Origin of the sequence: Streptomyces sp. Y1 (genome assembly GCF_041053115.1) — a bacterium.
In the GTDB taxonomy this organism is placed as follows: domain Bacteria; phylum Actinomycetota; class Actinomycetes; order Streptomycetales; family Streptomycetaceae; genus Kitasatospora; species Kitasatospora rubellomurina.
The window spans coordinates 644,748-664,457 of record NZ_CP163445.1 but is presented as its reverse complement, the minus strand read 5'-3'; the positions used below and the strand labels follow the sequence as shown (position 1 = coordinate 664,457).

Annotated in this window: 14 protein-coding genes, 3 rRNA genes and 1 pseudogene; 12 read left to right on the top strand and 6 right to left on the bottom strand. The window is 70.0% G+C overall.

Annotated elements, in window-relative coordinates:
* Nucleotides 1–13 precede the first annotated feature (13 nt).
* The 3 genes from AB2U05_RS02640 to AB2U05_RS02630 form a co-directional block, all read right to left on the bottom strand.
* Complete coding sequence (locus AB2U05_RS02640; RefSeq protein WP_369182291.1) at nt 14–754, bottom strand: DedA family protein; 741 nt, start codon at nt 752–754, stop codon at nt 14–16.
* A gap of 44 nt (nt 755–798) precedes the next feature.
* Nucleotides 799–999 carry a DUF1918 domain-containing protein gene (locus tag AB2U05_RS02635; protein WP_045700427.1) on the bottom strand — a complete coding sequence of 67 codons (201 nt, stop codon included), beginning with the start codon at nt 997–999 and terminating at the stop codon, nt 799–801.
* Nucleotides 1,000–1,112: 113 nt separating this feature from the next.
* Entirely contained in the window at nt 1,113–1,790 is a 678-nt protein-coding gene (locus tag AB2U05_RS02630; protein ID WP_369182290.1) for a TetR family transcriptional regulator, read from the bottom strand.
* A gap of 341 nt (nt 1,791–2,131) precedes the next feature.
* On the opposite strand from AB2U05_RS02630, the gene AB2U05_RS02625 reads away from it, so the two are divergent.
* The 3 genes from AB2U05_RS02625 to AB2U05_RS02615 all read left to right on the top strand — a co-directional run bounded on the left by AB2U05_RS02625 (nt 2,132) and on the right by AB2U05_RS02615 (nt 4,359).
* Nucleotides 2,132–2,596 carry a DoxX family protein gene (locus AB2U05_RS02625; protein WP_045700431.1) on the top strand — a complete coding sequence of 155 codons (465 nt, stop codon included), beginning with the start codon at nt 2,132–2,134 and terminating at the stop codon, nt 2,594–2,596.
* Between the two features lie 391 nt (nt 2,597–2,987).
* Entirely contained in the window at nt 2,988–3,482 is a 495-nt protein-coding gene (locus AB2U05_RS02620) for a hypothetical protein (RefSeq protein WP_369182289.1), read from the top strand.
* A gap of 100 nt (nt 3,483–3,582) precedes the next feature.
* Nucleotides 3,583–4,359: a VOC family protein gene (locus tag AB2U05_RS02615; protein ID WP_369182288.1), complete on the top strand. Its 777-nt coding sequence runs from the start codon at nt 3,583–3,585 to the stop codon at nt 4,357–4,359.
* A 90-nt stretch (nt 4,360–4,449) separates the two neighbouring features.
* Here AB2U05_RS02615 and AB2U05_RS02610 read toward each other — a convergent pair whose 3' ends face one another.
* On the bottom strand, nt 4,450–5,133 hold the full coding sequence (locus AB2U05_RS02610; RefSeq protein WP_045711566.1) for a TetR/AcrR family transcriptional regulator: 684 nt from the start codon (nt 5,131–5,133) through the stop codon (nt 4,450–4,452).
* Nucleotides 5,134–5,294: 161 nt separating this feature from the next.
* On the opposite strand from AB2U05_RS02610, the gene AB2U05_RS02605 reads away from it, so the two are divergent.
* Nucleotides 5,295–5,789, top strand: a complete 495-nt coding sequence (locus tag AB2U05_RS02605; protein ID WP_369182287.1) for a nitroreductase family deazaflavin-dependent oxidoreductase — start codon at nt 5,295–5,297, stop codon at nt 5,787–5,789.
* A gap of 133 nt (nt 5,790–5,922) precedes the next feature.
* Here the strand turns inward: AB2U05_RS02605 and AB2U05_RS02600 are convergent, their stop codons facing one another.
* A complete protein-coding gene (locus tag AB2U05_RS02600; protein ID WP_045700438.1) occupies nt 5,923–6,588 on the bottom strand; it encodes an Ig-like domain-containing protein in 666 nt (221 codons plus the stop codon).
* A 546-nt stretch (nt 6,589–7,134) separates the two neighbouring features.
* On the opposite strand from AB2U05_RS02600, the gene AB2U05_RS02595 reads away from it, so the two are divergent.
* On the top strand, nt 7,135–7,956 hold the full coding sequence (locus AB2U05_RS02595) for a trypsin-like serine protease (protein WP_369182286.1): 822 nt from the start codon (nt 7,135–7,137) through the stop codon (nt 7,954–7,956).
* 77 nt (nt 7,957–8,033) lie between these two features.
* Here AB2U05_RS02595 and AB2U05_RS02590 read toward each other — a convergent pair whose 3' ends face one another.
* Nucleotides 8,034–9,575: a glycosyltransferase gene (locus AB2U05_RS02590; RefSeq protein ID WP_369182285.1), complete on the bottom strand. Its 1,542-nt coding sequence runs from the start codon at nt 9,573–9,575 to the stop codon at nt 8,034–8,036.
* Nucleotides 9,576–9,844: 269 nt separating this feature from the next.
* Between AB2U05_RS02590 and AB2U05_RS02585 the strand changes: the two genes are divergently transcribed.
* From AB2U05_RS02585 to AB2U05_RS02555, 7 genes and pseudogenes are all read left to right on the top strand, one after another.
* Complete coding sequence (locus tag AB2U05_RS02585; RefSeq protein ID WP_369182284.1) at nt 9,845–10,603, top strand: maleylpyruvate isomerase family mycothiol-dependent enzyme; 759 nt, start codon at nt 9,845–9,847, stop codon at nt 10,601–10,603.
* Nucleotides 10,604–10,793: 190 nt separating this feature from the next.
* Nucleotides 10,794–12,740 (top strand): glycoside hydrolase family 5 protein, encoded by a 1,947-nt coding sequence (locus tag AB2U05_RS02580; RefSeq protein WP_369182283.1) that lies wholly within the window; start codon nt 10,794–10,796, stop codon nt 12,738–12,740.
* A 786-nt stretch (nt 12,741–13,526) separates the two neighbouring features.
* Nucleotides 13,527–15,050 (top strand): 16S ribosomal RNA (locus AB2U05_RS02575).
* A gap of 259 nt (nt 15,051–15,309) precedes the next feature.
* Nucleotides 15,310–18,427: ribosomal RNA gene (locus AB2U05_RS02570) — 23S ribosomal RNA — on the top strand.
* 71 nt (nt 18,428–18,498) lie between these two features.
* Nucleotides 18,499–18,615, top strand: a 5S ribosomal RNA gene (rrf, locus tag AB2U05_RS02565).
* The 16S, 23S and 5S rRNA genes sit together here, the layout of an rRNA operon.
* 94 nt (nt 18,616–18,709) lie before the next feature.
* A pseudogene (locus tag AB2U05_RS02560) lies at nt 18,710–18,865 on the top strand (sigma factor-like helix-turn-helix DNA-binding protein); the annotation flags it as partial.
* A gap of 141 nt (nt 18,866–19,006) precedes the next feature.
* Nucleotides 19,007–19,567 carry a hypothetical protein gene (locus AB2U05_RS02555; RefSeq protein ID WP_369185880.1) on the top strand — a complete coding sequence of 187 codons (561 nt, stop codon included), beginning with the start codon at nt 19,007–19,009 and terminating at the stop codon, nt 19,565–19,567.
* Nucleotides 19,568–19,710 lie beyond the last annotated feature (143 nt).

Genomic DNA, 19,710 nt, shown 5'->3' with positions numbered 1-19,710 from the left:
GGTCGGCCCGGAGCTAGTCCGCCGCTCCGGGCCGGCCGGGCTCCTCGGGCCCCTCGGCCTCGCCGGGCTCCCCCTTCTCGTCCGGCGCCCCGTTCTCGCCGGGCCCGCCGGCGTCGCCGTCCGCGCGGCGGCGGCGCCGGTAGCGCAGCACCTGGCGCAGCAGGAAGGCCGCGACCAGCACGCCGAGGCCGATCGCGAACCAGAGCTGGTAGCGGATCGCCGTCCGGTACACGCCGCCGATGTTGGCCCCGGCGAGGTAGCCGAAGCCTCCCCACACGCCCGTCCACAGCACGGCGCCGAGCAGGTTGAACGGCAGGAAGCGGCGCCAGGCCATGCCGGTGGTGCCGGCGATGATGCCGTTGGTCTGGCGCAGCCCGTCGACGAACCGGGCCACGGTGACGACCTTGCCGCCGTGCCGGGCGAAGAACCCCTCGGCGCGGGCCAGCCGCTCCGGGGTGATCAGCGCGTAGCGGCCCCAGCGGTGCACGAAGGCCCGCCCGCCGGTGCGGCCGATCAGGTAGCCGAGGCTGTCGCCGACCGCCGCGGCGCCGGCCGCGATCAGCAGCACGGCGGTGAAGTCCAGGTGCCCGGTGCCCGCGTAGACCGAGGCGAGGACCAGGATGGTCTGCCCGGGCACCGGGACGCCGCAGTTGTCGAGCAGCACGAGCAGCGCCACCGCGAGGTACCCGTAGTGGTCCAGCAGTGGCGCGAGCCCGGCGAGTGCCCCGGGCAGCGGGGTCGACGGTGCGGACACCGCGCCTCACCGCCCCGCGCGGGCCGGGGCGGCTCGGGCGTCGGTCAGCGGCTCGCCTTCTCGCCGGTGTGCTCGATGTTGCAGTCCGGCCCGGGGTAGACCAGGCCCCGGTGGCCGTCCTCGAAACGGACGAGGTAGGGCGGCTCGCCGTTCGGACCGCGGACCTCGGTGATGATGCCCTTCTGGTCCACCATGCCGACCCGGCTGCTGTGGATGTGGAGCTGGTCGCCTACCGCTGCGTGCATGGTCTGCTCCTCGCGTCGCGTCGTGGCGGCCGCCCGCGCGGGCGGTTCGCTATCCACTGTGCTGCGCCCGGGGCGCCCTCGCAACGCTGGGGCCCGGTGGTGCCGGGGCGGTCTCAGCGGGTGGGCAGCCGTTGCGCCAGGTAGCCGCGGACCAGCTGCTTGCACTCGGCGATGAGCGCCGGATCGCCGTCCGGGTCGCTGTGGAAGGCGAGCTTGAGGACGGCGTCCGCGGCCTCCAGCGCGACCCGCAGGGCGAGGGTGAGCGCGGCCGGGTCGCCGGTCGCGAACAGCTCGCCGCCGAGGGCCTGGAGGCGCAGCGCGACGGCCGTGTTGTTGTCGACGCCCGCGTCCAGCAGGTGCTGGTCGTCCCGGACGCCGACCGGTACGGCCCGACCGGCGAGGCCGAAGTCGACCTGCCCGAAGCCCGGCACGGTGCGCTTCATGGCGACGAACTCCTCCACCGCGAGGTCGGTGAAGGCGGCCGGGCCGACCGGCGCGGCCGCCGCCAGCCGGTCGTCCAGCCGCTGGAGGTAGTGGTCGAGGTTGCGGGACGCGAGCGCGGCGAGCAGGTCCTCCTTGCCCGCGAAGAACTGGTAGAGCGTGCCGATCGGCACCTGGGCGCGCTGGGCGACCTCCTTGGTGGTGAGCGCGGTCGCCCCGGCCTCGTCGAGCACCCCGGCGCAGGCGTCCAGGATCCGGCCGTACCGCTCCTGGCTGCGCTGCTGGACCGGCCGCCGTCGGCTCGACGGGGCGGCCCGCTCGGGGCTGCGACTGCTGGTGTCCGCGTTCATGCGCCCGCCTCGCTGCGCTCGGTGGGCGCTTCGCGCAACGCGCACCTCTCGATGATTCGCTCGCTTCGCTCCCTCATGCGCCCGCCTCGCTGCGCTCGGTGGGCGCTTCGCGCAACGCGCACCTCTCGATGATTCGCTCGCTTCGCTCCCTCATGCGGCAACTCTGCCGCATCGGCCGTCGCGGCCGCGAATCCCGCTCGGATTCAGGTTTGGCGCGGCCCTGACGGGTGTGACCGGCCGTGTAACGGACCTTCCCGAACGGTTGCGCGATCAACTAAAGACTTTCTAAGCTGCTGCCCCGTCAGATGCACCCCTGTTCGTTGTCCCCGAAAGGGTCTGTCATGCCTGTCGTCAACCAGTACCTCGAAACCGCAAAGCCTTATGTCATAGGCCTGTTCAGGATCGTGACCGGCTTCCTGTTCCTCGGCCACGGAGCTTCGTCCCTGTTCGGCATCTGGGGCGGCTCGATGGGCATGGGGGAGGGCAAGACCGTCGAGTTCGGTGTCTGGCCGTACTGGTGGGCGGCGCTCATCCAGTTCGCGGCGGGCCTCCTGGTGCTCGGCGGGCTGTTCACCCGCAGTGCCGCGCTGATCGCCTCCGGCTCGATGGCCTACGCCTACTTCGTCGAGCACCAGGGCGACGCGCTGCTGCCGCTGCAGAACCACGGCGAGGCGGCCGCGATGTTCTGCTGGGCCTTCTTCCTGATCATCTTCACCGGGCCGGGCGCGCTGGCGCTCGACCAGCTGCTGCCGGGCCGTCGCGGCGCGGCCGCCGAGCCGGCCGCGAAGGTGCCGGCCGGGGTGTGACGCCCCGTCAGATGAACTCTGTGTGAACCCAGTACAGGCGAGACCCGCTCGGCGGGCGGCTGCGATGCAGCCGCCCGCCGTCGCCTTTTGGGTACGGGCGCGCAGGTCACGCGCTGGGCCCACCCACTCCGGCGGGTCGGCCGGTGGGCGGGCCAGCATGATTCGTGCCGGGCCCCGGAGCGGCAGATGTGGCGCCGCGCCGGATGAACTCCGTGTGAACCCGGTACGGGCGAGACCCGCTCGGCGGGCGGCTGCCGGGCGCCCGCCCGCCGTCGGCTTTCCGGTGCGAGGGCGCAGGTCGCGCGCCGGGCCCACCACCCCGGGGGGCTGTCGGTGGGTGGGTCTAGCATGATCGGCGCCGGGCGTGGTCCGGGCGGGAAGGGGGAGCGACATGAGCGCGAAGTCGGCCGTGGTGTGGCGCGGTATCGGGTACGGGGTGGGGGCGGCGGTCGGGCTGGTGACGGTCATCGTCCTGGCGCTGGTCGCGACGACCCTTCCGGAGCGGCTGGAAGGCGCGCCCTTCGTGCTGTCGTTCTGGCCGGTGCTCGCGGTGTTCGGCATGGTGAACGCCGCCCTGCCGGGGCTGGCGGTGGGCGTGGTGCTGGCCCGGGGGCTGGAGCGGTCGCCGGGGTCCGTGGGCCGGGGCCGGGCGGCGCTGGCGGCGGGCGGGACGTACTTCGCGCAGGTCATCGCGGTGGCCGTCGCGACGGACGGCAAGGGCTGGACCGCCTCGGCCGTGGTGGGCGCCGTCGTCGCCGCGCTGCTGGCCGCGCTCTGCGCCCGCAGGGTCCTCGGCAGGGCCGCGACCGCAGGCCGGGCCCCGGTCGGCGCGGGCGGCGCGGTCGGCCCGGTCGTCGTGGGCGAACCCGGGGCCGCGAGCGCCTGAACGGCGGGTGACCGTCCGCGGGCCCGGCGTTTCGGGTGGCGGAGGCGGTCCGGCGGCGGGAGGGTGACGGGCGGGGGACCTCACCCAGGAAGGGACGAGCATGCCCGACGTCACGACCCCGTACCCGACCGGCACCCCGTGCTGGATCGATCTGATGGCGCAGGACCAGCAGGCCGCGCTGGACTTCTACCGTGACCTGTTCGGCTGGCAGGGGCAGGTCGGCCCGCCGGAGTTCGGCGGGTACGCGGTCTGCACCCTCGACGGCAAGCCGGCCGCCGGCATCGGCCCGGCCACGGCCCCCGAGGGGATGCCGGAGCCGCCCACGGTCTGGACGACGTACCTGGCCACCACCGACGCGGAGGCCACCCAGGAGGCGATCGTCCGCGCCGGCGGCACCCTGCTGGTCCCGGTGCTGGACGTGGGCACGCTCGGCCGGATGCTGGTCGCCGCCGACCCGCAGGGCGCGGTGTTCGGCATCTGGCAGGCCGTGGACTTCTCCGGCGCCGTGGTGGTCAACGAGGCCGGCGCGCTGACCTGGAACGAGCTGCACACCGACGACATCGAGGGCGCCACCGGGTTCTACGGCGAGGCCTTCGGCATCGAGATCGAGAAGATGGAGGGCGCCGAGTACTGGTCGCTGATGGTCGGCGGCCGCGCGGTCGGCGGCGCCTCGCTGCTCGCCAACGACCCGCCCGGCACCCCGGCGCACTGGCTGTCCTACTTCGCGGTCGACGACGTGGACTCCAGCGTCGACGCCGTGGTCAAGCGCAACGGGACGGTCCTGGCGGCGCCCTTCGACATGATGGCCGGCCGGATGACGGTGGTCGCCGACCCGCAGGGCGCGCCGTTCGCGATGATCCGGCCCAAGCCGATGTAGCGGCGGCCCGCGGCGTCCGCGTCCGCCCGTCCGGGAGCACCTCCCGGGCGGGCGGACGCGCGTGCGGGGCCGACAGGGGGCGGGGCGGCGTCAGAGGCCGATCGCCTCGGCGGTCTGCTCGGCCGTCCAGGCGAACAGGTCGTCGGCCGGCTCGAAGCCGCCGACCAGGTGGCCGTGGAGTTCGACGCCGATCAGGCCGATGAGCTGGACCCACGCCGACACCGCCCGGGCGAGGGCCAGTGGGGGCAGGCCGGGGGCCATGGCGGCGGCGAGGGCGGTGAGCTGTCCGGGCAGGTCGCCCGGCGGTGCGGGCTCGGCCGGGGTGGCGCGCAGGGGGGCCTCGCGGACGATGCCGAGCAGGGCGAGCGGCAGCCTGCCGGCCGGTTCGATGGTGGCCTGGGGTGCCGCGTAGCCGGGGATGGGCGTGCCGAAGACCAGGCCGTACTCGTGCGGGTTGGCACGGGCCCAGTCGCGGGCGGCGTGCCACACGGCCCGCCAGCGTTCGCGGGGGGTGCCGTCCTCGGTGGCGGCGAGGGCCTGGTCGGCGGCGTCGCCGAGTTCGGTGTAGGCGTCGATGATCAGCGCGGTGAGGAGTTCGTCGCGGCTGGCGAAGTAGCGGTACAGGGCGGAGGAGGCCATGCCGAGCTCGCGGGCGACGGCCCGCAGCGAGAGCTGCTGGGCGCCGGAGGCGGCGAGCTGGCGGCGGGCCTCCTGCTTGATCTCGCGGGTGAGTTCCTCGCGGGCCCGTTCGCGGGCGGTGCGGATCGCTGGCATGCGCACCAGCCTGCCACATGTCGGAGCGCCGCACACAAGCGAGAGCACTGCTCTTGCTTTCGGTGTCGGCGCGTGCCAAGCTGAATCACGTCGAAACGAGAGCAGTGCTCTCGAACAGAAGCGCCAGTCGCAGAGTCGCAGAGCCGAGCCGAGGAGTCCCGATGTCGCAGCCCGAGCAGTCGCCCCGCCCCGCCGCCCGTCAGATCGTCCCCGAGACCAAGTTCGCCGCCACCGCCGGGAAGCTGTCCAACGGCCTGGTCGGCGGCCTCACCAAGGTCGGGATCAGCCTCTTCGGCTCCCGCATCCTCGCCGTCCGCGGCCGCAAGAGCGGCCAGTGGCGCACCACCCCCGTCAACCTGCTCACCCACGAGGGCGAGCGCTACCTGGTCGCCCCGCGCGGCCACACCCAGTGGGTGCGCAACCTGCGCGCCGTCGGCACCGGCGAACTGCGGGTCGGCCGCCGGGTCGAGGTCTTCCGCGCCACCGAGCTCCCCGACGCCGACAAGCCCGAGGTGCTGCGCGCCTACCTGCGCCGCTGGAACTGGCAGGTCGCGACGTTCTTCGACGGCGTCGGCCCCGACGCCCCGGCCGAGGAACTGATCCGCATCGCCCCCGGGTACCCGGTCTTCCGGGTCGCCGCCGCCGATGCCGCGTGAGGTCCGCCGTCCGCCGGGGGCCCGCGGGTCCAGGACGGCTGCGCGGCGACGGAGTGCGGCCGGCCCGGCCTCCGCGGGTGCGGACGCCGGGCCGGCCGTTGGGGCGGGCGGTGGGACGGGCGGTGGGGCGAGGTCAGGGGCAGCCGACCTGGACGGCCACGTTCTCGACGATGACCGTGCCGTCCGGCGCCTGCCCGGTGATCAGGAAGTCGTCGAAGCCGACGAAGCCCGGGGCCGGGGTGTAGGTGACGGTGTTGTCGCCGTTCATGTGGACGGTGCCGTGCATCGGGTTGTCCACGGCGACCAGCACGGTGCCGGGGGCGCCGCCCACCAGCGGGACGATGTCGGGGGTGTCGGGGTTGGTGATCGTCGAGTTGGTGAAGTCCGCGCCGCTGGTGTCGGCGAAGACCCGGACCTTGACGCGCTGCTCGAACCACACGCCGTCCACCGTGCGGGCCCAGTAGGTGAAGCAGTCCTTGCCGACGAAGCCGGCGGCCGGGGTGTAGGTGAGGGTCGAGTCCGGGTTGACCGTGACGCTGCCGTGCTTGGGGGCCTCCACGTCGAGGATGGTGCCGCCGGCGAAGCCGTCCGCGCGGAAGACGTCCACCGTGACCGGGTCGCCGACGGTGGTGGCGGCGTTGGCGACGTGCCCGATGCCGTGGTGACACGTGTGCGAGCAGGAGTGCCGGACGCCGGGCGACGACGCGTGTGCGGCCGGGGCGGCGAACACGCCCACGGTGAGCGCCGAGGCGGCGAGGGTGGGAACGGTCAGCGACGCGAGGCGACGAAGAGAGATCAAGGCTGGATTTCCTGACACTCGGGACCGGTCGGCGGGGGTGTGCACGCCGAGGACTGTGGACGGTTGCTCCGGACGGCGAAGCCGGCCTGCGGCACTGCTGAGCTACGACAGTGCTGACGCGCGGCACTGCCGACATCTGGCACTACTGATCTGCGGCACTGCTGACCTGCGGCGTTGCTGTCCGAAGGAGCCAGCGGGACGGTATCCGGCGGCAGGCTCCGACGGCCCGGCGCCGCGCCGGGATGACCCGAATGGCACTGCGGGTTCGCTCGCCGACTCGCCGGCCGACTCGCTCGCAGGTTCCCGCGCCGGTGCGCGGCCCGAGCCGGCCCGTTCCGGCCGCGGCCGCCAACGTCGCGGCCCCCGCGCGCAGTTGACGGGCGGCCGGGGGCCGAGCCGGTTCCGGCCGGTCGGATCGTCCACGTCCTTTTGGGGCCGTTGCGGGGACGCGGGCGGTGGTCGGACATGGCCGTGCCGCCGAGCGGGCAGTGATGGGCACTCGTGGTGCAGCGGTGCCGATGCGGTGATGACCAGGAGGATGATCGGATGTTCGGTGGGCAGGCTGGCCGGGGCGCCGCCGGGCGCGGCGTCCTCGGGCGGTGCGGTCTGGCGACGACGGCGGCGTGGGCGCTCGCGCTGGCGCCGACCCCGGCCGCGGCGATCGAGGGCGGCTGGGACGCCGATCCGGCCCGGTACCCGTACCAGGTGTCGCTGGAGTACCGCGGCACGCACATCTGCGCCGGCGGCGTCCTCGGCGCGACCACCGTGCTGGTGCCCGCGCACTGCGCCGACGTGATGGCGCACTCCCAACTGGCCGTCCGGCCCGCCGCCGCCGAGGCCCGGACGAAGCCGGGCCCGGCCCCGTCGAGGCCCGGGGCGCGGGCCGTCGCGAAGGTGGCCCTGCACCCCGACTACGACCAGACGACCGGCCGCGCCGACCTGGCCGTCCTCACCCTCGCCGCCCCGCTCGACCTCGGCCCCGGCCTGAAGGCGGTCGGCCTGCCCGGCCAGGGCACCGACCCCTCGCCCGGCACGGTGGGCACGGTCTCCGGCTGGGGCGCGGCCGGCCCCTCCGCCGTCCGCTCCCCGACGCTGCGCGCGGCCCGGGTGACCGTGGCGGTGCGCGGCGCCTGCGGCGGTGCCGGCCGGGCCGTCGACCGGTGGCTGCTGTGCGCCGTCCCGGACGGCGCGCACCTGCGCCGGGGCGACGACGGCAACCCGCTGATGGTCGGCGGGACCCTCGTCGGCCTCGCCGGAGCGCCGAACCACCCCTCCGGCACCGACCGCTCCCGTGGTGGCGGCGAGGCCGCGGCCTTCCTCGGCACCGGCGCCTACAGCGACTGGATCCGGACCGCCGCGGCGCGCTGACCGGTCGTCCGCCGCCCGCCCCGAAGTCGCCCAGGCGGCAGTGGAGTTCGTCCCTGGTGCGAGCCCGGCGGCGCGTGTCAGCCGGTACCGACGCGCCCCCGGGCGCCGGCCGGGGCGGCGTCCGGTTCACGAACACCCCCGGCGGCGCCGTGCGGGGTCTTCTCCCAGCTGAACGGCGAGAACGCCAGCTGGAAGACCGCCCGCCAGGCCGCGACCCACCACAGCACCGAGTACAACGGGGCGAACACCGCCCGCCACGGCGCGGCCAGCCCGGCCCGTCCGGCCGCGGCGAAGATGATGGCGACCTGCGCCGCGATCGACCCGGCCTGCGCCACCAGCACCGGCACCACCAGTCCGGAACCGGTGGGCGACCACAGCCGGCCGCCGACGGCGAGCACGGTGAGGGCGGTCGTCACCGGCTGGAGCAGGGCCGTCAGCGGGGCGCCCGCGACGACGCCCAGCAGGACGAGCGTGCCGGAGGCGCGGAACCGGCGCAGCGTCCGCAGCGGGTGGCGGGTGTGCACCACCGTCGTCAGCAGGAACCTCTTGAACCAGCGGGTGCGCTGGCGGATGAACGGGCCGAGGGTGTCGACCGCCTCCTCCCAGGTGACCGACTCGACGGTCTCGGTGCGGTAGCCCAGCGCGGCGCAGCGCATCCCGAGGTCGGCGTCCTCGGTGACGTTCCAGGCGTCCCAGCCGCCGAGCGCGCGCAGGGTGGCGGTGCGGAAGTGGTTGCTGGTGCCGCCGAGCGGGATCGGCAGCCGCAGCCGCACCATCCCGGGCAGGGAGAGCCCGAAGCGCAGCGCGTACTCCATCGCGAACTGCGTGGTCAGTCGGTTCACGGCGGCGTTGTGGAACAGCAACCGCGCCTGGACGCAGGCCAGTTGCTCGTCGCCGGCGGCGAACCTGGCCGCGACGCGCCGCAGTTGGGCCGGGTCGGGCCGGTCCTCGGCGTCGAAGATCACCAGCAGGTCGCCGCGCGCCAGCATCAGCCCGAGGTTCACCGAGCGGGGTTTGGTCTGCGGCGGACCGGGCGGGAGCCGGACGACCCGCAGGAAATCCGGCGGGTCCGCCGCCAGCACCGCGCGCAGGGTGTCCGGGTCGTGCCGCTCCACCAGGACCAGCACCTCCAACCGGTCCGGCGGGTAGTCCAGCCCGGCGAGGTGGCGCACCAGCCCGCCGATCACCTCGGCCTCCCGGTAGGCGGGCACCAGCACGGTGTAGAACGGGAGTCGCGCGTCCGGTACCGGCGGATCGTCCGGCGCCGCGCCCGCCTCCGCCTCCGGCTCGGTCCCCGTGCGCCGCCCGCGCCGCAGCCCGGCCAGCGCGACCACCGCGTGCAGCAGGCTGTAGGCCGTGGCCACGGCGGTCAGCAGCGCCAGGACGACCAGCGGCGCGACCACCACCCCCGCCACGACACCGGCGACGGCCACCGCCACCGCCGCGAGCTGCCAGCGCGCGAACCCCGACTTCGCCGCGAACTCGGGATGCCGACGGGTGAACCCGTTGGCCATCTCGTCGGCCACCTCCGCCGACCGTTCCGCCAGGATCCGCTCCTGCGCCGCCACCCCGCCACCCGCCAACGCCCCGGCCACATCCGTGCCGACGACCCCCGCCATGCCGTTCCCCTTCGGCGTACCCACACCTGTCGACTCCATGATCAACGGCGGAGGCCGGGACCATCCACCGATCCCCGGATTCGACCGGGCCGGCCCGGGTGGGAGGCGGGTGCGCGGGGAGAGATGCTTGACAAGCTCAACCTTTCAGGCCTAGCGTCACCGACACTTGCTTCACGCGATGAAACATTGAGCGCGCAAGCCATCACCAGCACCATCACCATCACCATCGCCATTCCGAACCGCCGCGACCCGCCCCGGAGACCACGTCCATGACCCCGCTCGACCACGGCGCCGCCGTCGCCGCCGAGACCGCCCGCTTCGTCGCCGCCGTGCAGCACGCGGACCCGACCCTGCCGGTGCCCGGCTGCCCGGACTGGAACCTCGCCGACCTCGTCCGCCACACCGGCAGCGCCCAGCGCTGGTTCACCGTCCTGCTCCAGCAACGCATCCAGGAGCCGCCGCGCAGCCGGGACGTCGACCTGCGGCTGCCCCAGGCCCCGGAGCAGTACCCGGCCTGGCTGGCCGAGGCCGCCGAGGAGGCCGCCGCGACGTTCGCGCACGGCGACCTCGACGCGCCGATGTGGGCCTGGGGCGCCGACCAGCACGCCCGGTTCTGGGTGCGCCGGATGCTGTTCGAGACCCTCGTCCACCGCGTCGACGCCGAGTCCGCGCTCGGCCTGGAGCCCGACATCGACCCGGCCCTGGCGGCCGACGGCGTGGACGAGTTCCTCGCCAACCTGCCCTTCGCCACCCTCTTCGCCCCCAACACGGCCGAACTGCGCGGCGGCGACCGCACCATCCGCTTCACCCGCACCGACGGCGACGGCGACTGGTTGGTGCACCTGCACCCCGACAGCTTCGGCCTCGTCCCGGACGGCGCGGACGCGACCGCCGACGCCACCGTCCGGGCCACCGCCGCCGACCTGCTGCTCCTCCTGTACGGGCGCCTCGACCGCGCCGCCGACGGCGTCGAACTGGCCGGGGACGAGGAGCTGCTGGCGCACTGGTTCGCCAACTCCGCCTTCTGACAACCCGGCTGGGCGGACCCGGCGCCGACGATCCGCTCGGCGCCGGGTCCGCCCGCCGTGCTGCCCCCGACCGTGGCGAATCCGGGGTGCGGGTGTCCGGGCGCACGCGGCCCGTCCTATCTTGGCTGAGCGCATTCAAGCGCCCGGCCGCCACCGGCGGCCCGACACCCTCACCACACCTGGGACTGCCATGAACGGACTTGGATACGGACGTGGATTACGCGCCCTCGCCCTGGCGGTGTGCCTGCCCGCGCTCGCCCTGACCACCGCGCCGCCCGGTGCCGCCGTACCGGCCGACACCGCCGCCGTACACCGGTCGGCCCCGGCCGCCGCCCGTACGACGCCGTCCTGGACCGGGCCGCTGAGCACCCGGGGCCGGTACGTCGTCGACGCGAACGGCGAGCGCTTCAAGCTCAAGGCGGCCAACTGGGCCGGCGCCCAGGGCACCTGGCAGGGAAGCGGGGACACCGACGACCCCGCGAACAACCAGGCGGGACAGGTCTCGCACAACATCCCGCTCGGCCTGGACCGGGTGCCGATGGCCCAACTCCTGGCCGACTTCCACGGACTGGGCCTCAACAGCATCCGGCTGCCGTTCGCCGACGCGATGATCCACGACACCACCCCCGTGCCGGACTCCGCCGTCACCGCCAACCCCCAACTGCGCGGCCGCACTCCACTGCAGGTGTACGACGCGGTCGTGGAAGCCCTCAGCGCGGACGGCTTCGCGGTCATCCTCAACAACCACACCACCGGCTACCGCTTCTGCTGCGGCCTGGACGGCAACGAGCGCTGGAACAGCGGCCAGAGCACCCAGCAGTGGGAGGACGACTGGGTGTTCATGGTCGACCGCTACCGGGCGAACAAGCGGGTGGTCGGCGCCGACCTGCGCAACGAGGTCCGCCGCGACACCTGGGACGACCCCAACTGGGGCCTCGGCGACGCCCACGACGAGTACGCCGCCTTCGAGGAGGCCGGAAACCGGATCCTGGGGGCGGACCCGGACATGCTCGTCATCATGGAGGGCATCAACTGGTACGGCATCCCCGCCGCCGTGTTCAGCCACGGCCGCCCGATGCTCACCCCGGTCCGCACCCTCTCCCACACCCTGATCGACTCCGGCAAGCTGGTCTACTCCGCCCACTTCTACGCCTACACCGGCCCGGCCAACACCGGCGCGGGCAGCGGGCCGGGCGCGACGAGCGACCCCCGCTACGAGGACTTCACCCCGGAGCAGCTGGCCCAGGTCGTCGACGACGAGGCCCTGTTCGTCACCCGGGCCGGCCAGCACTTCACCGCCCCGGTGTGGATCAGCGAGTTCGGCGCGGGCGGCCGCGGCTCCACCGACGCCAAGGAACAGTCCTGGCTGCACACCTTCACCGACCTCCTGGCCAAGAACGACACCGACTTCGCCATCTGGCCCCTGGTCGGCTGGGCCGACGCCAACGGCAGGCCGCTGGACACCTGGGCGCTGCTCTCCTACGACCCCACCGGCAAGCGGCTCGGCCTGAACGACCCCGGGGACTGGCGCGCCACCGACTGGAACAAGCTCGTCGACGCCCCCTCGCTGACCGGCCCGGTCGCCCCGGTCAACCACTGGAACATGCTCGACCTCGACCACGGCGACCAGAACGTCTCCCGCCGGATGCTCGCCCTGCCGGACTGGAGCGGTGGCAACCGCAAGGGCGACTGCCCGGACGGCCAGCGCCTCACCGGCCTCGGCCGCGGCGACAGCCGCGGCCTGTGCACCGACGCCGGCGAGCCCGCGGCGGGCGCCGGCGACTGGGTGACCGTGACCGACGAGCGGTACGTCACCGGCGGAGACTGGGCGTCCGGCTACAACAAGCTCCAGTGCCCCGACAACACCTTCGCCGTCGGGTACGCGGTGCACAGCGACGCCATGTCGGCCCTGCTCTGCGCCCCCGCGGCCACCCGGCTGCCCACTGCCGGCCGCGACGTCTGGTTCGACCACGGCGACAACCGGCCCGCCGCCGGCGGATCGGCGGCGAGCGACTGGGCGCCGGGCCACTACAAGGGCCAGTGCGGGGACGACGAGTACGTCGCCGGCGTCGCCTACACCTGGCGCTGGCTGCACTACGGCGTCCCGGACGCCTTGCTCTGCCGCCCGCTGGCGTGAGCGACGGGCGGTGGCCGGCCGACTCGTCGGCCGGCCACCGCCCCTTCGTGGGGGAAGCCGTGCGCGGGCCCGCCCCCGGGGAGACGATGCCTCCATGGACAGCGAGACGTTGGTACGCACCCGCCGCTCCCTGCACGCGGTGGCCGAGCTGGTCCTCGCCGGGCCGCAGTTCCTCGAACAGGGCCGCCGACTGGCCGCCGAGGCCTGACTGACCCGGCAACTTGTGTCGGGCGCCGGGCGGGGGTACTGTCTCCCAGTCGCTCGGCAGGGAGCACCGGACACGCATCGGCGCGGACGGTCCCGGGGCGGCCAATCCTTCGAAACACCACTTCCCGGTTCGCACTGGGCCGTTTTTGCGTTTTCGCAGCACGGCAGGGTGCGTATTCGGCGTGCGCGTTTTATCGGGTTGCGGTCGGACTCTGCTGGATTCGCTTTTCGGAGCGGGGATCGGCTAGAGTTTGAAACGTCGGACGGGGCGTCAAGCCCCGGAAGACACCGGCGAGTTGGATGACGAAGCCCCGGAAAACGGAGCCGAAAACATCTGATAAGCTGGAAACACGAAAGAACGAAGCGCCCGGAGGGCCCGCTGGAAGGCGGCTCGAAGGAAGCGTCCGTTCCTTGAGAACTCAACAGCGTGCCAAAAGTCAACGCCAGATATGTTGACATCCCCGGCCTCGATCGTCTGATCGGGGTTGGAGATTCCTTTTGAAATAAACACTAGCGAGGACGCAGTGCGCGGGGCCGCCCTATTCCGGTGGTTGCCGTGCCGCTCTTTCGTGGAAAGCATTCACGGAGAGTTTGATCCTGGCTCAGGACGAACGCTGGCGGCGTGCTTAACACATGCAAGTCGAACGGTGAAGCCCTTCGGGGTGGATCAGTGGCGAACGGGTGAGTAACACGTGGGCAATCTGCCCTGCACTCTGGGACAAGCCCTGGAAACGGGGTCTAATACCGGATATGACCTGGGAGTGCATGCTCCTGGGTGTAAAGCTCCGGCGGTGCAGGATGAGCCCGCGGCCTATCAGCTTGTTGGTGGGGTAACGGCCCACCAAGGCGACGACGGGTAGCCGGCCTGAGAGGGCGACCGGCCACACTGGGACTGAGACACGGCCCAGACTCCTACGGGAGGCAGCAGTGGGGAATATTGCACAATGGGCGAAAGCCTGATGCAGCGACGCCGCGTGAGGGATGACGGCCTTCGGGTTGTAAACCTCTTTCAGCAGGGAAGAAGCGCAAGTGACGGTACCTGCAGAAGAAGCACCGGCTAACTACGTGCCAGCAGCCGCGGTAATACGTAGGGTGCGAGCGTTGTCCGGAATTATTGGGCGTAAAGAGCTCGTAGGCGGCCTGTCGCGTCGGATGTGAAAGCCCGGGGCTTAACCCCGGGTCTGCATTCGATACGGGCAGGCTGGAGTGTGGTAGGGGAGATCGGAATTCCTGGTGTAGCGGTGAAATGCGCAGATATCAGGAGGAACACCGGTGGCGAAGGCGGATCTCTGGGCCATTACTGACGCTGAGGAGCGAAAGCGTGGGGAGCGAACAGGATTAGATACCCTGGTAGTCCACGCCGTAAACGTTGGGAACTAGGTGTTGGCGACATTCCACGTCGTCGGTGCCGCAGCTAACGCATTAAGTTCCCCGCCTGGGGAGTACGGCCGCAAGGCTAAAACTCAAAGGAATTGACGGGGGCCCGCACAAGCAGCGGAGCATGTGGCTTAATTCGACGCAACGCGAAGAACCTTACCAAGGCTTGACATATGCCGGAAACACCTGGAGACAGGTGCCCCCTTGTGGTCGGTATACAGGTGGTGCATGGTTGTCGTCAGCTCGTGTCGTGAGATGTTGGGTTAAGTCCCGCAACGAGCGCAACCCTTGTTCTGTGTTGCCAGCATGCCTTTCGGGGTGATGGGGACTCACAGGAGACTGCCGGGGTCAACTCGGAGGAAGGTGGGGACGACGTCAAATCATCATGCCCCTTATGTCTTGGGCTGCACACGTGCTACAATGGTCGGTACAAAGGGCTGCGATGCCGTGAGGCGGAGCGAATCCCAAAAAGCCGGCCTCAGTTCGGATTGGGGTCTGCAACTCGACCCCATGAAGTTGGAGTTGCTAGTAATCGCAGATCAGCATGCTGCGGTGAATACGTTCCCGGGCCTTGTACACACCGCCCGTCACGTCACGAAAGTCGGTAACACCCGAAGCCGGTGGCCTAACCCGTAAGGGGAGGAGCCGTCGAAGGTGGGACCAGCGATTGGGACGAAGTCGTAACAAGGTAGCCGTACCGGAAGGTGCGGCTGGATCACCTCCTTTCTAAGGAGCACATAGCAGCTTCGGGCGAATGTCCCGGAGTGCTCGCTCATGGGTGGAACGTTGACTATTCGGCACAGGAAGAGATCGGATCGTTAGTACTGCCTTCGGGCGTGGAACGTGGTCGGGGATTGACTGTGTCGGGCACGTTGTTGGGTCCTGAGGGAACGGAAACGTTGTCTCAGTGGTTGCCGGTCCCATGCTTGTTGAGGTGGGTGACTGGTCGTTGTTTGAGAACTGCACAGTGGACGCGAGCATCTGTGGCCAAGTTTTTAAGGGCGCACGGTGGATGCCTTGGCACTAGGAACCGATGAAGGACGTGGGAGGCCGCGATAGGCCCCGGGGAGCTGTCAACCGAGCTTTGATCCGGGGGTGTCCGAATGGGGAAACCCGGCAGTCGTCATGGGCTGTCACCCGCTGCTGAACACATAGGCAGTGTGGAGGGAACGCGGGGAAGTGAAACATCTCAGTACCCGCAGGAAGAGAAAACAACCGTGATTCCGGGAGTAGTGGCGAGCGAAACTGGATGAGGCTAAACCGTTTTGGTGTGAGACCCGGCAGGGGTTGCCAATACGGGGTCGTGGGAATGAGCTTGATCGGTCTGCCGGCCGGTCGGCGAGTCAGAAACCGTATGGGTAGTCGAAGGACATGCGAAAGGTCCGGCGTAGAGGGTAAGACCCCCGTAGACGAAATCTGTACGGCTTGCTTGCTCATCTCCCAAGTAGCACGGGGCCCGAGAAATCCCGTGTGAATCTGGCGGGACCACCCGCTAAGCCTAAATATTCCCTAGTGACCGATAGCGGATAGTACCGTGAGGGAATGGTGAAAAGTACCGCGGGAGCGGAGTGAAATAGTACCTGAAACCGTGTGCCTACAAGCCGTGGGAGCGTCGTCATCAGCTTGCTGGTGGGCCGTGACTGCGTGCCTTTTGAAGAATGAGCCTGCGAGTTTGCGGTGTGTAGCGAGGTTAACCCGTGTGGGGTAGCCGTAGCGAAAGCGAGTCCGAATAGGGCGACTGAGTTGCATGCCCAAGACCCGAAGCGGAGTGATCTAGCCATGGGCAGGTTGAAGCGCGGGTAAGACCGTGTGGAGGACCGAACCCACCAGGGTTGAAAACCTGGGGGATGACCTGTGGTTAGGGGTGAAAGGCCAATCAAACTCCGTGATAGCTGGTTCTCCCCGAAATGCATTTAGGTGCAGCGTCACGTGTTTCTTGCCGGAGGTAGAGCACTGGATAGGCGATGGGCCTCACCGGGTTACTGACCTTAGCCAAACTCCGAATGCCGGTAAGTGAGAGCGTGGCAGTGAGACTGTGGGGGATAAGCTCCATGGTCGAGAGGGAAACAGCCCAGAACACCGACTAAGGTCCCTAAGCGTGTGCTAAGTGGGAAAGGATGTGGAGTCGCAGAGACAACCAGGAGGTTGGCTTAGAAGCAGCCACCCTTGAAAGAGTGCGTAATAGCTCACTGGTCAAGTGATTCCGCGCCGACAATGTAGCGGGGCTCAAGCACATCACCGAAGTCGTGTCATTGCAACTATAGGGCCAACGCCTGTTGTGATGGGTAGGGGAGCGTCGTGTGCCGGGTGAAGCGGCGGTGGAAACCAGTCGTGGACGGTATACGAGTGAGAATGCAGGCATGAGTAGCGATACAAGAGTGGGAAACTCTTGCGCCGATTGACCAAGGGTTCCTGGGTCAAGCTGATCTGCCCAGGGTAAGTCGGGACCTAAGGCGAGGCCGACAGGCGTAGTCGATGGACAACGGGTTGATATTCCCGTACCCGCTTTGAAGCGCCAACGCTGAACCTTCTGATGCTAAGCCCGTGAAGCCGTCCCGGAGCCTTCGGGCAAAGGGAAGTGGTGGAGCCGGTGACCCAACGGGGTAGTAGGTGAGCGATGGGGTGACGCAGGAAGGTAGTCCAGCCCGGGCGGTGGTTGTCCCGGGGTAAGGGTGTAGGACGTGAGGTAGGCAAATCCGCTCACACATAGTCTGAGACCTGATGCCGAGCCGATTGTGGTGAAGTGGATGATCCTATGCTGTCGAGAAAAGCCTCTAGCGAGTTTCATGGCGGCCCGTACCCCAAACCGACTCAGGTGGTCAGGTAGAGAATACCGAGGCGTTCGGGTGAACTATGGTTAAGGAACTCGGCAAAATGCCCCCGTAACTTCGGGAGAAGGGGGGCCATTCCTGGTGACGAGTCTTGCACTCCGAGCTGGGGGTGGCCGCAGAGACCAGCGAGAAGCGACTGTTTACTAAAAACACAGGTCCGTGCGAAGCCGTAAGGCGATGTATACGGACTGACGCCTGCCCGGTGCTGGAACGTTAAGGGGACCGGTTAGCTTTGATTCGTCGAGGCGAAGCTGAGAACTTAAGCGCCAGTAAACGGCGGTGGTAACTATAACCATCCTAAGGTAGCGAAATTCCTTGTCGGGTAAGTTCCGACCTGCACGAATGGCGTAACGACTTCTCGACTGTCTCAACCATAGGCCCGGTGAAATTGCATTACGAGTAAAGATGCTCGTTTCGCGCAGCAGGACGGAAAGACCCCGGGACCTTTACTATAGCTTGATATTGGTGTTCGGTTCGGCTTGTGTAGGATAGGTGGGAGACTGTGAAAGCCCAACGCCAGTTGGGTGGGAGTCGTCGTTGAAATACCACTCTGGTCGTGCTGGATGTCTAACCTGGGTCCGTGATCCGGATCAGGGACAGTGTCTGGTGGGTAGTTTAACTGGGGCGGTTGCCTCCTAAAGGGTAACGGAGGCGCCCAAAGGTTCCCTCAGCCTGGTTGGCAATCAGGTGTTGAGTGTAAGTGCACAAGGGAGCTTGACTGTGAGACTGACGGGTCGAGCAGGTACGAAAGTAGGGACTAGTGATCCGGCGGTGGCTTGTGGAAGCGCCGTCGCTCAACGGATAAAAGGTACCCCGGGGATAACAGGCTGATCTTCCCCAAGAGTCCATATCGACGGGATGGTTTGGCACCTCGATGTCGGCTCGTCGCATCCTGGGGCTGGAGTAGGTCCCAAGGGTTGGGCTGTTCGCCCATTAAAGCGGTACGCGAGCTGGGTTTAGAACGTCGTGAGACAGTTCGGTCCCTATCCGCTGTGCGCGTAGGAGTGTTGAGAAGGGCTGTCCCTAGTACGAGAGGACCGGGACGGACGAACCTCTGGTGTGCCAGTTGTTCTGCCAAGGGCATGGCTGGTTGGCTACGTTCGGGAGGGATAACCGCTGAAAGCATCTAAGCGGGAAGCCTGCTTCGAGATGAGCACTCCCACCTCCTTGAGAGGGTAAGGCTCCCAGTAGACGACTGGGTTGATAGGCCGGGTATGGAAGCCCTGTGAGGGGTGGAGTTGACCGGTACTAATAGGCCGAGGGCTTGTCCTCAGTTGCTCGCGTCCACTGTGTTGTTCTGAAACAACGACCGCCTTGCCGGCGGGTCGACAGTTTCATAGTGTTTCGGTGGTCATAGCGTGAGGGAAACGCCCGGTTACATTCCGAACCCGGAAGCTAAGCCTCACAGCGCCGATGGTACTGCAGGGGGGACCCTGTGGGAGAGTAGGACGCCGCCGAACAATTCTTCAGAAAAGGCCCACCCGGGTTCCCGGGTGGGCCTTTTCGCATTTCCGGCGGCGAGTGGCACCCCGGCCCCGGCTGTCACCGGAAGGCCGGCGACTGGCGCCGGAACTCCGTGAGGTGCTGCAGGCGACGGTGCTCGACGGACTGTCCGTCCGGGAGACCGCCGTCCTGCTCAGATTGCCCGAAGGCACGGTCAAGACCCGCGCCCGCCGGGCCCGGATCGCGATGCGGGAGGCGCTGGCATGAGCGGGGAACACGCGTCGAGGCGCGCCGTGCCGGAGCCGACTGGCGGCCTCCGTGGCCGCCGGGGTGCCCGACGTCGTCGCGCTCCTCGGCACCGTCCGGGCCGGTCTGGAACCGGAGTTGGACGCGGCGGCGAGGTGGCTGATGCTGTACGCCCGGTCGCGGCAGGTGCCCGCCTCGGCCGCCGCGGTCGCGCTCGTCGCACTGGCGGTGTGGGCCGGTACCCGGGGCGGCGCGGGCCCGATGGACCTGGGGATGGTGGGACTGGTCCTCACCGCGGAGGTGGCGGCCGCGTCCGTCGGACTCGGCGGGCCCGGCGCCGCGCTGGAGCGGACGGCGGCGATCCGCTGGGTGCCGCGCCGGGCGGTGCACGTGCTGCTGATCGGCGTGTCCGCCGGAGGGGCGCTGCTGGCCGTCCGGGCGGCGGGCCCGAGCCCTGTTCCGGCGGAGGTCGTCGTCCGGGACAGCGCCGGCCTGGTCGGCCTGGCGGCACTCGGGGCGGGGCTGTGCGGGGCCGGGTTCGCCTGGGCCCTGCCGACCGGCTGGCTCGCGTTCACCGTGCTCGTGCCGCCTCCGGGCGGCACCGTGGGACAGGTGCTCGGCTGGATGGTCTTCCCGCCCGGCACGGCGGCCTCCACGGGGACGGCGTGGGCCCTGCTGGCGGTCGGCACCGTGGCGTACGCCCTGGCGGGGCCGAGGCGGTGACGGGCACGCCGGCCGCCGCGCTCGACCGCTCGACTGCCCGGCCACCCGGCCGCCCGGCCGTCCCGGTCGGGGCTGCTACGCGGCGGAGGCGGCGGGCCGGGGTGCCCGGCGGCGGCCGGAGTCGCCCTGGTGGTCGCGGCCGG